The organism is Promicromonospora aerolata (assembly GCF_042682255.1).
Lineage (GTDB): Bacteria > Actinomycetota > Actinomycetes > Actinomycetales > Cellulomonadaceae > Promicromonospora > Promicromonospora aerolata.
Window position 1 is genome coordinate 3,374,499 of sequence record NZ_JBHUHF010000001.1, and the last position, 13,712, is coordinate 3,388,210.

The following is a 13,712-nucleotide window of genomic DNA, read 5'->3' on the forward strand; positions in this document are numbered from 1 at the left end:
GGGGCCCTCTCGTCGACCTGGTTCGTTCCGGCGCCGAGGCTACGGTCGCGAGGTGTCCGACGCCGGGCCCGCGGTCGACGCCCAGGTGAACGGTGCCGCGTCACGAGCCGCCGGTGAACCGCTCCTCGACGTCGGCCAGCAGGGGGCGCGCGTTGCGCAGCACGAGCGCCAGCCAGACCGCCCCCACCAGGCCGAACAGGGCCTCGGTGGTCAGGGCCACCACGCCGGCGGCGAGGACCAGGAGCGAGAGCGAGCCCAGCGTGACGAGCGGCCGCGCGCCGAGGAAGTGCGCGGCGAGCCGCATGACGTCCCGGGTCCGGAAGCCGAAGAACGACACGATCACCAGGGCGTTCAGCAACCACAGGACGAGACCCGCCCCGACGACCACGAGTACGCCCGCGTACCAGCCGGGCACGCCGCCCGCGCCGACGTTCGCGAGACCCAGCAGGATCACGACGCCCACCAGGAGCCCGGGCACCCAGACCTTCAGCGCGTCCGCCCAGTTCAGGCGGTACCCCCGCCAGAACGACGCCGCGGGGGTGAGCCCCTCGGCCCTGGTCCGGTCGCGGAGCGCGAAGAGCGCCGCCGACACCGCGGGCCCCAGGGGCACCAGGCACAGCGCGAACAGTGGCGCGTTGCCGGTCGTGCGCTCCAGCAGGAGCGACCCGAGGGCCCCGGGCAGGACGGCGACCACGAGCAGCGCCTCGACGATCAGGTACCAGTAGACGACGGCGGTCGCGCGCCCGAGGACTCCCTCCCCGAACTCTCTGCGTTCACCCTCTCCGCGCTCGCCCTCGCGGAGCCCGTCACCGGAGCTCACGCCGGGGCTTCCGGGGAGTCCTCACGCAGCAGCAGCACGTCGGTCGGGTCGAGCACCAGGGTCTCTCCTCGTCGTACGGTCCGGCCGGTCAGCAGGTCGACGCCGGAGGCGTGCGCCGCCACCTCGACCCGCTCGGTGGCGTGCGACAGCACGAACGCGAACCGCACCCCGTCCTTGGACCGTACCGCGAGCTCCACGTCGGGCACGTCGGCGTACGGCCCCACGAGCCCGTGCCGGTCGAGCACGCGCCGGACCACCCAGTCCACGCCCGCGTCGTCCAGCCCCGTCGCGACGTACCAGGCCTCCCCGCCGCCGTCGGCGCCGTGGGGCCGGTGCCGTGTCACCGCAGGGGTACCCGCGTAGAACTCGGCGCCGTAGGTGCCGACGACCTCGGCGCCCTCGGGCACCAGCACCTCGAAGACCAGCTCGGCCTGCGAGACGAGGTCGTCCGCACCCCGCTGGTCGAGCTGGTCGAGACCATCGCGCAGCGTCACCGGGTTGGCGACCCCGGGCTCCGCCGAGTCGGTCTCCTCCACGCGCACACCGAGCACCCGGCCCAGCGGCCCGGGCGCGTCCATGAGGTAGGCGTTGACGTCCTCGTCCGCGCGGCCCGACCAGAACGTCGTCAGGAGCGAGCCGCCGCGCTCCACCACTGTCTCCAGCCGCTCCGCGACGTCGCCCTTGAGCACGTGCAGCAGCGGCGCCACGACGACGTCGTACGACGACAGGTCCGCCGTGCCGGGGACGACGTCGACCTGCGCGCCCGCCGACCACAGCGCCCGGTAGTAGGCCAGCACCACGGCCGGATACTTCACGTGCCGGTTGAAGCCGTCCGTCATCTCGGCCGCCCACCAGCTGTCCCAGTCGAACAGCAGCGCCACGCGGGCCGGCGTCCGCGCGCCGAGCACGGCGTCGCCCAGCCCGGCGAGCTCCTCGCCCAGGGCCGCGATCTCCCGGAAGGAGCGGGTGTCCGTGCGCCCGGCATGGTCCAGGACGGCGCCGTGGTACTTCTCGCAGGCCCCCTTGGACTGCCGCATCTGGAAGTAGAGGACGGCGTCCGCGCCGTGCGCGACCGCCTGCCAGGACCAGAGCCGCAGCACGCCCGGCCGTTTCACGGGGTTCACGTCGCGGGAGGCGGTGATCGTCGGGGTCTGCTCCATGACCCAGAACGGCGCGCCGCCCTTGAGACCGCGCATCAGGTCGTGGGTCAGGGCCATCCGGGTCTGCTCGCGCTGTCCGGGCGGGTAGTTGTCCCAGGACGCGAGGTCGAGGTCGTCGGCCCAGCGGTGGTAGTCGATGGGCCGGAACATGCCCATGAAGTTGGTCGTCACCGGGGTCGTCGCGTCGTGCTCCCGGATCCGGGCCTTCTCGTCGCGGTAGTTCTGCAGCATCGCGTCCGACATGAACCGCCGGTAGTCGAGGGTGATGCCCTGGAACGCCGTGTGGTCGGGCCCACGCCAGTGCTCGCTGAGCATGTTCGGCGGGACGATCTGTGCCCAGTCGGTGAACGTGTGCGACCAGAACGTCGCGTTCCAGGCCTCGTTGAGCCGTTCGAGGGAGCCGTACCGTCCGCGCAGCCAGTCCCGGAAGCCCGCCGCGCACAGGTCGCACCAGCAGCCGCCGTCGAAACCCCCGTACTCGTTGCCGACGTGCCAGGCGACGAGGCCGGGCGTGCCGGCGTAGCGTTCGGCGATCCGCCCGGCGAGCTCGGCGCTCAGGCGCCGGTAGACGGGCGAGCTCGGGCAGGCGTTGTGCCGCTGCCCGTACACGTGTCGCCGCCCCTGGAAGTCGGTGCGCTCGACCTCCGGGTACCGGTGGGCGAGCCACGGCGGCAGCGCGCCGGTCGACGTGGCCAGCACGATGCTGCGGTCACCGGCCGCAGCGCGCGCCACGATCTCGTCGAGCTGCGCGAAGTCGTAGGTGTCCTCGTCCGGCTGCAGGGTGGCCCAGGAGAAGACGTTGAGCGTGAGCGTGTCGATCGAGGCCAGGTCGAAGGCCGCGTAGTCCTCCTCCCAGACGTCGCGCGGCCACTGCTCCGGGTTGTAGTCGCCGCCGTACAGGATCTTCGTCACGCCTGCTCCATCCGCTGAGTGCTGGGTATCTGTGGGATCGAATCGTTGTGAGCCGACAAACAGCCAGCACTCAACGGGGTTCCGGGCGGCCCAGGATGCGGGCGTCGTCCAGCCACGCGGGGGTCTCGTCGCGGACCGGGTCCAGGGTGACCAGCGTGACGCCGTGCCGGGCCAGCGTCAGGTCGAGGTCGACCCTCGCCTCGCCGGCCGGTCCGGGCGGCCTCACGGGCAGCGAGTACGCGCGTCGGGCGGGCTCGCTCGCCTCGTGCAGCGCGTCCAGCTGTCTGCCCGACGGCGACGCGGGCCGGCCCATCTCGCCCCAGGCGGCCCACGCGTTGCCGGCGGACTCGTCGACGTCGTACCGCAGGACGAACACCCGCGACGGGTCGGAAGCAGGGGTCGCTCCGGTGACCTGTGGGTCTGACACGTGGGGGGTGACCGGGATGCTCAGCCGCAGCTCGTGGCGGTCCGCCTCGGCCGGGTCCTCCGTGCCGCCGACCGGCTGCCAGGCGAGCACCGTCACCTGACCGGTCGCGGCGTGCCGGGTGACCAGGTGGTCGGCGCCGCGAGCCAGCACGTCCTGCCCCATCCGGGCCAGGAACCCGTACAGGTGGAAGGTCGGCTTGCGCACCTGCCGGTGGGCCACCATGCCGAACCCGCCGTGGAAGAACGCCGCCGGCACGCCCTCCTCCTCGAACACGTCGCTGAACGTCCAGTACGCGAAGGAGTCCGCGTGCTCGCCGCCCCCGGCGAGTACCGGTGCAAGGTAGGCGGCGTTGTACGCCGTGTCGTGCACGGGGTTGTCGGGGCGGTAGCTCGTGTTGAACTCGGTGACGTGCAGGGGCCGGCCTGCGAGCGCCGTCCCCGCGAGGAGCTTGTGGGGTCTGGCGAACTGGTCGAGCAGGTCCTGGGGGCGGCGGAACGTCTGGTAGACACCGAAGGGCACGTGCTGTGCCGGGCCGGAGCTGTAGGCGTGCACGGACAGGAAGTCGGCGGGCAGGTCGCGCGCCGTGACGAAGTCCGCGAAGGGTTCCCACCAGTCGTCGGCTCCCGGGGAGATGGCAGGGCCGCCGACCTGGAGCCCGGCGTCGACGTCCTTCACGGCCCGGACCGACGCCTCGTAGAGGCGGAAGTACGCCGCCTGGTCGGCGTCCTGCCAGAAGTGGGTGAGGTTGGGCTCGTTCCACACCTCGACGGGCCAGGTCCGCACCTCGTCGAGGCCGTACCGGTCGATGAGGTGGCGGAGCAGGGCCCGCACCAGCTTCGCCCACTCGGCGTGGTCGCGGGGCGGGGTGACGTTGCCCAGCCACCAGAACACCGTCTGGTCGCCGGAGGCGAGCCCCTTCGGCATGAACCCGAGCTCGAGGAAGGGCTTGATCCCGAGCCTCAGGTACGTGTCCACCACCTGGTCCACGTAGGTGAACACGTAGGCGGTGCCGCGGTGGCCGCCGACGTCGTACGGGCGGTGGACGCCGACGTCGTCGTGCAGCAGGCCGTGGCCCCGGATGTACCGGAAGCCGATCTCGCGCTGCACCAGGGCCAGGGCGTCCTGGTAGTCCTGGCGCAGCGCGAGGCTGAACCGCCCCGTGCCGACGCACGTACGCCAGGCCTCCCCCAGCACCCCGGCCGACCGTGCGGGAACGATGGTGCGAGCCACGCCTCTCCTCTCCTGCCACGTCGTTGAGTGCGGGGTATTTGTCGGCTCAGCCGCGCTGAGCCAACAAGTACCCCGCACTCGACGAGGGGTTATTCGGTGACGCCTGCTGCTTCGTTGACCGTGGTCACGTACGTGGGCATGCCCGCCGCCTCGAGCTCGGCGACGTAGGCGTCCCACTCGTCCATCGACCGGTCGCCCAGGATGAACTGCGAGCTGGCCGTCATGACGATGTCCTGCAGGTTGGTCTGCAGCAGCGAGGCCTCCTCGCGCTGCATCTCGTCCATGGCGATGGCGGGGCCGTTCTCGGCGACGTCCTTCTGGTTCATCTCGTCGAGGAACTCCTGCACCTCGGGCGAGAGGGTCGACTTCACCAGGTCCTCGGTGGACCCGTGGGCCAGCGAGAAGACACCGTTGTAGTAGCCGAAGTCGGTGTTCAGCTGCTTGGTACCGTCGGGGTTCAGGCCGCCCCAGTCGACGTCCTCCGCCAGGGTGCGGGCACCGTCGGCGTCCTTGGTGTAGGTCTCGCCCTCGACGCCCCACTTGGCGAACTCGAGGCCCTCGTCGGAGTAGTAGAGCCAGTCGACGAACTGCAGCAGCGCGACGAAGTCGTCCCGCTCGGCGGCGCTCGACGAGAGGGCGATCCCGGACTCGAACTGGCCTCCGGTGGTGGCGTCCATGAGGTTGCCCGCCGGACCGGCCGGGACCACGATGTGCCGCACCTCGGCGTCCTTGTTGCCCGCCTCCTCGAAGCCCGTGCGGTAGACGACGGCCTCCTGGTCGTTCGACCCGAGAGCGGCCGCCTTGCCGGTGGTGAACTTCGCCTTGGCCGAGTCGTCGTCCTGCGTGATCCCCTCGGGGTCCAGCAGGCCGCGGTCGACGAGGTCGGCGAAGTAGGCGATCAGCTCCTTGTAGCCCTCTGAGGCCCCCGTGTACTCGTACTCGGAGCCGTTCCAGGTCACGCCGTCGCCGAAGCCCCAGCCCGCCTCGGTGCCGAACCCGCCGGCGGCGGCCTGCAGGGTGGCCTCCATCGGTCCGTTGATGGACCAGCGCTCGGTGTACGGGTAGTCGATCTCCGGGTGCTCCTCCTTGATCACCTCGAGCTGGTCGGCGAACTCCGCCCAGGTCGTGGGGTTCTCCAGACCCGCGTCGTCCCACCAGTCCCCGCGGATGGCGACGGAGTAGGAGGGCTTCGGGTTCTCGTGCAGCCCGGGCAGCACGTAGAACTTCCCGTCGGCCTGGCGCAGGCGGTCCAGCTCCTCCTGCAGGCCCCACTTCTCGACCTTGTCCATGAAGTTCGGCAGGTAGTCGAGGTAGTCGGACACCGGCAGCACCGCACCACCGGAGGTGAGCGTCTCGACGTCGGCCGCGTAGGTCGACGGGATGAGGTCGGCGGCGTCGCCGGAGCTGATCAGGAGCGAGCGCTTCTGCTGCCAGTCGGAGAGCGGCACCGACTGGATGTCGAAGGTGACGTTCCGGTCCTGCTCGAGGTGCTCGAGGATCGACCAGTCGTCCTGGAGCGGGTAGTTCGGGTGGTCGCGGTACATCAGACCGAGCTCGATCGGCTCGGTCGCCTTGAAGCTGGTACCGACGCCGTAGTCCTCCATGGCGCCGACCATCTTGTCGGCCATGTCGACGGCTCCGCCGTCGTCATCACCGCTGCCGGACGAGCACGCGGTGAGCGTGAGTCCGAGGGCGGCCACCGCGGTCGCCGCGACAGCCTTTCTGCGCGTGGTCCTCATGGTTGTTTCCTCCGGGGTGTGAACGTCGTCGTTCGACGGCGGACGGGTCTCGACGGGTGTACGGCGCGCTCAGCCCTTCACGGAGCCGAGCATCACGCCGGACACGAAGTACTTCTGCACGAACGGGTAGAGACACACGATGGGCAGCGCGGTGAGCAGCATCGTCACTGCCTTGACGTTGGCGCCCACCTGCACCGCGATATCGCTCAGGCCCTCGCCGGTGCCGGTGGCGCCGGCGATGATGTTCCGCAGGAACACCGTCACGGGGTACAGGTGCGGGTCGTCCATGTACAGGAACGCGGGGAACCAGGAGTTCCAGAACCAGACCGCGTAGAACAGGACCATCGTGGCGAGCACCGCCTTGCTCAGCGGTAGCACCACCCGGAAGAAGATCCCGTAGGTGGTGAGGCCGTCGATGGCGGCGGCCTCCTCGAGCTCGGTCGGGAAGTTCTCGAAGAACGACTTCATGACGAGCAGGTTGAAGACGTTGATCGCCTGCGGGATCACGATGGCCCAGAGCGTGTTCTTGAAACCGAGCTCGCTGATCAGGATGTAGTTCGGGATGAGGCCGCCGGTGAAGAACATGGTGAAGACCGCGAAGCCGATCAGCAGCATGCGGCCCTTCAGGTACTTCTTCGACAGCACGTACGCGAACGTGGTGGTCAGCGCCATGGCGATCGCGGTACCGAGCACCGTGTACACCACGGTGTTCAGGTAGTTGCGCCAGAACAGGTCCTGGCTGAGCACCGACATGAGCGTCGTCGTGTTGAAGCCGATGGGCCACACGGTGACGTTGCCGCTGCTGATCGCGGCCTCGGTGCTGAACGCCCGCGCCGCCAGGTTGAGGAACGGGTACAGCGTGACGGCGGCGACCAGCACCAGCACGACCCCGTTGACCCAGCGGAACACCGTGTAGCCCGGCGTGTCCTTGATGGTGGTCGTCTGCGGGCGCGGGCGGGTCAGGTCGGGCGTCTTCGGCGTCGGGTTGACGGTGGGGTCGACGACGGGGGCGGTGTTCACCACAGGGAGCTCCCGGTGACTCGGCGTGAGATCGCGTTGGCGGAGAAGACGAGGACCAGGCCGATCACTGCCTCGAACAGGCCGATCGCCGTGGCGTAGCTCAGCTGCCCGGAGGTGAGGCCGACGCGGTAGATGTACGTGGAGAGCACGTCCGCCGTCGGCTGGGTCAGCGTGTTGTAGAGAAGGAAGATCTTCTCGAACCCGACCTGCATGAACTGGCCGATGTTCAGGATGAGCAGCACCACCATCGTGGGCCGGATCCCGGGCAGCGTGACGTGCCACGTCTGCTTCCAGCGATTGGCGCCGTCGATGCGGGCTGCCTCGTAGAGCTGCGCGTCGATGGTGGTCAGCGTGGCCAGGTAGAGGATGGTGCCCCAGCCGACCGTCTGCCAGACCTCCGACGAGATGTAGATGGTGCGGAACCAGTCCGCCTGCTGCATGAACGAGATCGGGTCCCCGCCGAACAGCTGGACGAGCCGGTTCACCGTGCCGTCCAGCGCCGTGAGCTCGAACACGAAGCCCGCGACGATCACGATGGACATGAAGTGCGGCAGGTAGCTGACCGTCTGCACGAACCGCTTGAACAGCCGCGAACGGAGCTCGTTGAGCAGGAGGGCCAGGATGATCGGCAGCGGGAACACGATCAGGAGCGTCAGCCCACCGATGATCACCGTGTTCTGGAACGCCTGCCAGAACGCCTGGTCCTGGATGAACCGCTCGATGTAGTAGAGCCCTACCCACTCCTCGCCGAAGATCGAGCCGCCGGGACGGAACCGGCGGAACGCGATGACGTTGCCGGCCATCGGCAGGTAGCGGAACACCAGGAACCACAGGATCGGCAGGATCGCGAAGGTGTAAAGGCGCCAGTGCTTGCGCAGGGCAAGGCCCCACGTCTCGGTGCCACGCAGCTCAGTTGCCATCCCCACCTCGTTGTGGAACGTTTTCGAAACTATCGGCGTCGTCACCGATAGTGCTTGTCGTCTGGGACAGTAGAGTGGCAGGCGTCACATCGTCAAGGCGGTCCCAAACCCTGGTGGGTCACGATCTAGATACGGTGTACCTTCGGTTCGAAAGTTCCGCGAACATTACCGAAAGGCGGCTGCGATGACCGGCGTGCGCCCGGGCCCCACCATCGCGTCGATCGCGACCGAGCTCGGCCTGTCGGTGCCCACCGTCTCGAAGGTGCTCAACGGCCGGGCCGACGTCGCGCCCGCCACCCGGGACCGCGTCGAAGCGGCGCTGGAGAAGCACCAGTACCGCCGACGGCGGCCGGCCACGGCCCCGGCGGGCACCGGGCTGATCGATCTCGTCTTCCACCGGCTCGGGTCGGGCTGGTCCATGGAGATCATCCGCGGCGTCGAGACGGCGGCCGCCGAGTCCCGGACCAGCGTGATCCTGTCCGAGCTGGGCGGAGAGCACCGCCCGCCCGCCAGGTGGCTCGACACGACCATCGCGCGGCCGCCCCTCGGCGTGCTGCTCGTGGCCGCGAACCTCTCGGAGGCGCAGCACCAGCAGCTCGACCGGCGCGGCATCCCCTACGTGGTCATCGACACCGACGGCGAGCCGCCGGCCGACGTCGCCTCCGTGGGCTCGGACAACTGGAACGGCGGGCTGCAGGCCACACGGCACCTGCTCGCACTGGGTCACCGCCGTATCGCGATGATCACCGGTCCCTGGGACATGCTGTGCAGCCGCGCGCGGGTCGACGGTTTCCGCTCGGCGCACGAGGAGCGCGGCGCCACCGTCGACCCCGCGCTGGTGCGGGAGGGCAACTTCTACGTCGAGGCCGGGTTCGACCAGGGCATGGAGCTGCTGTCCCTGCCGGACCGTCCGACCGCGGTGTTCGCCGGTTCCGACATGCAGGCGCTCGGGCTGCTCCGCGCCGCGCACCAGCTCGGCCTGCGCGTACCGGAGGACCTGTCGGTCGTGGGCTACGACGACCTGCCGCTCGCGTCGTGGGTCGGGCCGCCGCTCACCACCGTGCGGCAGCCGCTCGCCGAGATGGGAGCGGCCGCCACCCAGATCCTGATCGACACCGCCCGCGGCCGGTCCCCGAAGGTGCGGCGCCTGAACCTCGCGACCGAGCTGGTCGTCCGGGAGTCGACGGCCCGACCCCGCTGATCTCCGGGCCGCGGTCCGGCTGCTCAGAGCGCGCGGGCGTGCCCTGCCAGCCGGTCGAAGGCCGCGTCCAGCCCGGCGTCGACCACCTGCGCCTCCGGGTGCGCGTCGAACCAGGACATCTGCTCGGCCGCCCCGATGTCGTAGGTGATGGTGGTGCCGAACTCCGGCACGAGGGTACGTACCTTCGAGATGTCGAAGACGAGCGAGTGCGCCTTGTCGCCCACCAGGCCGGGGCCGATCTCGGGGAGCACGCGCGCGATCGTCTCGGACGCGACGTGCACCAGGTCAGGGCTGGGCACGCCCGCCGCCTCGGCCAGCCAGGTGTAGATCTGGTCCCACGTCGGCGCGTGCGTACCGGTGATGTGGAACGTGTCCCCCACGGCGAGCGGATGCCCGAGCAGCCCGACGAACCCGACGGCGAAGTCCTCGGTGTGCGTCAGCGTCCACAGCGACGTGCCGTCACCGTGCACCACGACGGGCTTGCCCGTGCGCATGCGCGCGACGTCGGTCCACCCGCCCGACGTCGGCAGCAGCGTGCGGTCGTACGTGTGCGACGGCCGCACGATCGTCGCGGGGAACCCGTTGTCCCGGTACTCCCGGACCAGGAGGTCCTCGCACGCGATCTTGTCGCGCGAGTACTGCCAGAACGGGTTGCGCAGCGGCGTCGACTCCCGGACCGGCAGCCGCGACGGCGGTGTCTGATACGCCGACGCCGACGAGATGAACACGTACTGCCCCGTGCGGCCCGCGAACTGCGCGACGTCGCGGGCCACGTGCTCCGGGCCGAACGCACGGAACTGCGCCACGACGTCGAACTCCCGGCCGCCCAGTGCCTCGGCGACCGCCCCGGCGTCGCTCGCGTCCGCGACGAGGTTCTCCACGTCCGCGGGCAACCGACGAGTCGAGGACAGCCCCCGGTTGAGCACCGTCACCCGGTGCCCGAGCCGTGCGGCCCGAGCTACCGAGGCATGGCTGATGATTCCGCTTCCACCGATGAACAGGATGCTCTTGGACGACATGGCGCCAATCCTTGCACCCGGGCCGCCCGCCGGGGCGAACGGGCGGTGATCAACGGCGGAAGGGGTGAGGTGGGTGGTGCGGGCGGCGGGGACCGGGGGCGGGGACCGGCGGGCGGCAGGGCTCTGCGGAACGCTGCCAGCGCCGAACCGCACGTTAGTTGTCGATCGAGCAGTGCCGAACCGCAGGTTGGTCGTTGTTCTGGACGTCGAGCCCCAAGTTGGCCCCGTGGCGGGCATCGAACCGCAAGCTAGCCGCCCAGGCCGGCGCCGAACCGCACGTTAACCACCACGGCAGACGCCGAACCGCAGGTTAGCCACCCACCCATGGGTCGAGCCGCATGCTGCACGTCCTCCAGGCCCTCGATCGACGCGTTCGCTGCGGCTCGACGCCCAGCGGCGCTCCGTGCGACCACCAACGTGCGGTTGGGCACCCAGAACAACAACCAGCGTGCGGCTCGGCCCCCAGCAGTCCTCGCAAAGACAACCAGCGTGCGGCTCGGCCCCCAACACCCGCCAGCCCAGCCCAGTCCCCGCCAGCCCAACACCCGCCAGCCCAGCCCAGTCCCCGCCAGCCCAACACCCGCCAGCCCAGCACCCGTCAGCCCAGCACCCGTCAGCGCTGGACCCGCGCGCTCCCGCCGCCGGCCAGCTTGGCGACCTCGGCGCGCGTCACCATGGTCGTGTCCCCGGGGGTCGTCATCGCCAGGGCGCCGTGCGCGGCGCCGTACTCGACGGCCTCCTGCAGCGAGCCGAGCTCCATGAGCCCGTACGCCAGGCCGGAGGCGAACGAGTCCCCGCCGCCGACGCGGTCGAAGATCTCGAGGTCCGCGCGGTGGGTGGCCTCGGCGAAGCCCTCCGTGCGGGACCACGCGATGGCGCCCCAGTCGTTGCGCGACGCCGACCGCACACCGCGCAGCGTGGTCGCGATCACCTGGAAGTTCGGGTACGCCTCCGACGCCGTCTTGATCATGGCCCGGAACGCGCCGGTGTCCAGGTCGGTGAGGTTCTCGTCGACGCCCTCGACCTCGAACCCGAGCGAGGCGGTGAAGTCCTCCTCGTTGCCGATCATCACGTCCACGTGCTGGGCGAGCCGCCGGTTGACCTCGCGCGCACGCTCCTCGCCGCCGATGCCCTTCCACAGCGACGGCCGGTAGTTCAGGTCGTAGGAGACGATGGTCCCGTGCCGGCGGGCGGCGGCCATCGCGGCCTCGGCCACGTCGGCCGACGACTCCGACAGGGCCGCGAAGATGCCACCGGTGTGGAGCCAGCGCACGCCACGGGAGAACAGCGCGTCCCAGTCGACGTCGTCCGGCTTCAGCTGCGAGATCGCGGTGTTGCCGCGGTCGCTCACGCCGACGGCGCCGCGCGCGCCGAAGCCACGCTCCGTGAAGTTGAGGCCGTTGCGCACCTCGCGGCCGATGCCGTCGTACGGCACCCACTGCACGTACTGGGTGTCGAGGCCGCCGGTCAGCATGAAGTCCTCGACGAGGCGGCCGATCTCGTTGTCGGCGAGTGCCGTCACGATCGCGCCGCGCAGGCCGAAGCAGCGGCGCAGGCCGCGCGCCACGTTGTACTCGCCGCCGCCCTCCCACACGTCGAAGTTGCGGGCGGTGCGCACCCGGCGGTTGCCGGGATCGAGCCGGAGCATCACCTCACCGAGGGCGACGACGTCGTAGGCGCTGTCTGCGGCGGGGCGGACGTTGAGCGAGGTCATCAGTTCTTCTCCTCGGTGGTCGAACCTGCGGTGGTAGAGGCTGCGGTGGTGGAGCCGGTCGCTCCCCCGTCGATCTCGGCGGCGAGCGCCACCGCGTCACGCGTGCGGCGGACGATCTCGTCCCAGTCGCCGGCGGTGACGAGCTTGCGGTCGACCATCCACGAGCCGCCGACGGCGAGCACCGGCTTCAGCGTCAGGTAGTCGGCGAGGTTCGCGGCGCTGACGCCGCCCGTCGGCACGAACCGCAGGCCGGGGAAGGGCGCGGAGAACGCCTTGATGGCGGCAGGTCCGCCGACGACGGACGCGGGGAACAGCTTGACGACGTCGATGCCCAGGTCGAGCGCCGTCATGATCTCCGACGGGGTGGCCACACCGGGCAGCACGGGGATGCCGTGCTCCTGGGCGCGCCGCACGACGGCGGTCGACAGCCCGGGGGACACGATGTAGCGGGCGCCGGCGGCCACGACGTCGTCCACCTGCTGCGCGGTGGTGACGGTGCCCGCACCCACGATGACGTCGGGCTGGTTCTTCGCGACCGCGCGGATCGCGTCGACGCCGCCCGCGAGGCGCAGCGTGATCTCGGCGACGGGCAGGCCGCCCGCGACGAGGGCGTCGGCCAGGCGGGCGCCCTCGTCCGCGCCGTCGACCACGACGACCGGCACGAGCCGGTGAGCGGCGAGGGTCTCGAGGACTGTGCTGTCCGGGGATGACATCGGATCTCCGTTTCGCTATGGTGAACGTCTGTTGTTCACTGCGAAACGCATGCTACGTGAGGGAGCCCCATGGATGCCAGCCCGCTCGGGAGCGTCGACAAGGCGCTGCTGGCGCTCGACACGCTCGCCGGCTTCGGCGCCGCCGGCGCCCCGCTCGCGGTCCTGGCCCAGACGGTCGGCGTCAGCAAGCCCACGCTGCACCGCACGCTCTCCGCGCTCCGGCACCGCGGGTACGCCGAGCAGACGCCGGAGGGGGCCTACCGCCTCGGTCCCGCCGCGGTCGCCCTCGGGAGCACCTACCTGGCGGAGGAGAACCTGCCCGCGCTGCTGCACCCGGCCCTGACCGCGCTCAGCGAGAAGACCGACGAGCTGGTGCACCTCGGTGTGCTCGCCGGGCGTGAGGTGGTGTATCTCGACAAGGTCGAGCCGCAGCGTGCGGTCCGTGTGTGGTCCGCCGTCGGACGGAGGCGAGCTGCCGCGACGACGGCACTGGGCCGTGCGCTGCTGTCGGTCCAGGACCTCGACGAGGCGGCGCTCGTCCGGTTCGCCGGCACAGACACGAGCACCCAGCAGCTCCGCGGCGCGCTCGACGGCGCCCGCACGAGCGGGATCGCCGACGAGACCGAGGAGAACGAGGCGGGTATCGCCTGTATCGCCGTGCCGCTGCTGCGGGCCGGGCGGGCCGTCGCCGCCGTCAGCATCACCGCTCCGGTCGAGCGGCTCACGGGCGACGCCCGTGCCGAGCGGGTGGCGGCGCTCCGCGACGTCCTCCCGGCCCTCCTCCCGGCCGGCCTCGCGGTGCCGACGGCGACCTGACGGCCTCGCGGACGGACCAGG

General features: G+C 70.7%; 11 protein-coding genes. 2 read left to right on the forward strand and 9 right to left on the reverse strand.

From position 1 onward, the window contains the following. Positions 1-100: 100 nt before the first annotated feature. The 6 genes from ACFSL2_RS15055 to ACFSL2_RS15080 all read right to left on the reverse strand — a co-directional run bounded on the left by ACFSL2_RS15055 (position 101) and on the right by ACFSL2_RS15080 (position 8,228). Positions 101-820 carry a DUF624 domain-containing protein gene (locus ACFSL2_RS15055; RefSeq protein WP_377198640.1) on the reverse strand — a complete coding sequence of 240 codons (720 nt, stop codon included), beginning with the start codon at positions 818-820 and terminating at the stop codon, positions 101-103. Then, positions 817-2,892 carry a beta-galactosidase gene (locus ACFSL2_RS15060; RefSeq protein ID WP_377198641.1) on the reverse strand — a complete coding sequence of 692 codons (2,076 nt, stop codon included), beginning with the start codon at positions 2,890-2,892 and terminating at the stop codon, positions 817-819. Before ACFSL2_RS15060 ends, ACFSL2_RS15055 begins: the two co-directional genes overlap by 4 nt. Positions 2,893-2,962: 70 nt before the next feature. Next, the gene (locus ACFSL2_RS15065) at positions 2,963-4,549 is read right to left on the reverse strand and encodes a GH39 family glycosyl hydrolase (protein ID WP_377198642.1); all 1,587 of its coding nucleotides are present in this window, start codon (positions 4,547-4,549) and stop codon (positions 2,963-2,965) included. An 89-nt stretch (positions 4,550-4,638) separates the two neighbouring features. Next, complete coding sequence (locus ACFSL2_RS15070) at positions 4,639-6,288, reverse strand: ABC transporter substrate-binding protein (protein WP_377198643.1); 1,650 nt, start codon at positions 6,286-6,288, stop codon at positions 4,639-4,641. A 69-nt stretch (positions 6,289-6,357) separates the two neighbouring features. Then, entirely contained in the window at positions 6,358-7,311 is a 954-nt protein-coding gene (locus ACFSL2_RS15075) for a carbohydrate ABC transporter permease (RefSeq protein ID WP_377198644.1), read from the reverse strand. Then, complete coding sequence (locus ACFSL2_RS15080) at positions 7,305-8,228, reverse strand: ABC transporter permease (RefSeq protein ID WP_377198645.1); 924 nt, start codon at positions 8,226-8,228, stop codon at positions 7,305-7,307. The genes ACFSL2_RS15075 and ACFSL2_RS15080 overlap by 7 nt, the downstream gene beginning before the upstream one ends. A 184-nt stretch (positions 8,229-8,412) precedes the next feature. Here ACFSL2_RS15080 and ACFSL2_RS15085 point away from each other — a divergent pair, with 184 nt between their 5' ends. Continuing rightward, complete coding sequence (locus ACFSL2_RS15085; protein WP_377198646.1) at positions 8,413-9,429, forward strand: LacI family DNA-binding transcriptional regulator; 1,017 nt, start codon at positions 8,413-8,415, stop codon at positions 9,427-9,429. Between the two features lie 23 nt (positions 9,430-9,452). On the opposite strand, the gene ACFSL2_RS15090 is transcribed toward ACFSL2_RS15085, so the two are convergent. The 3 genes from ACFSL2_RS15090 to eda all read right to left on the reverse strand — a co-directional run bounded on the left by ACFSL2_RS15090 (position 9,453) and on the right by eda (position 12,875). Further along, positions 9,453-10,448 carry an NAD-dependent epimerase/dehydratase family protein gene (locus tag ACFSL2_RS15090; RefSeq protein ID WP_377198647.1) on the reverse strand — a complete coding sequence of 332 codons (996 nt, stop codon included), beginning with the start codon at positions 10,446-10,448 and terminating at the stop codon, positions 9,453-9,455. Positions 10,449-11,061: 613 nt separating this feature from the next. Then, on the reverse strand, positions 11,062-12,162 hold the full coding sequence (locus ACFSL2_RS15095; RefSeq protein WP_377198648.1) for a sugar kinase: 1,101 nt from the start codon (positions 12,160-12,162) through the stop codon (positions 11,062-11,064). Then, positions 12,162-12,875 (reverse strand): bifunctional 4-hydroxy-2-oxoglutarate aldolase/2-dehydro-3-deoxy-phosphogluconate aldolase, encoded by a 714-nt coding sequence (gene eda, locus ACFSL2_RS15100; RefSeq protein WP_377198649.1) that lies wholly within the window; start codon positions 12,873-12,875, stop codon positions 12,162-12,164. Before eda ends, ACFSL2_RS15095 begins: the two co-directional genes overlap by 1 nt. Positions 12,876-12,944: 69 nt before the next feature. On the opposite strand from eda, the gene ACFSL2_RS15105 reads away from it, so the two are divergent. Then, positions 12,945-13,691, forward strand: a complete 747-nt coding sequence (locus tag ACFSL2_RS15105) for an IclR family transcriptional regulator (RefSeq protein WP_377198650.1) — start codon at positions 12,945-12,947, stop codon at positions 13,689-13,691. The last annotated feature ends 21 nt before the right edge of the window (positions 13,692-13,712 follow it).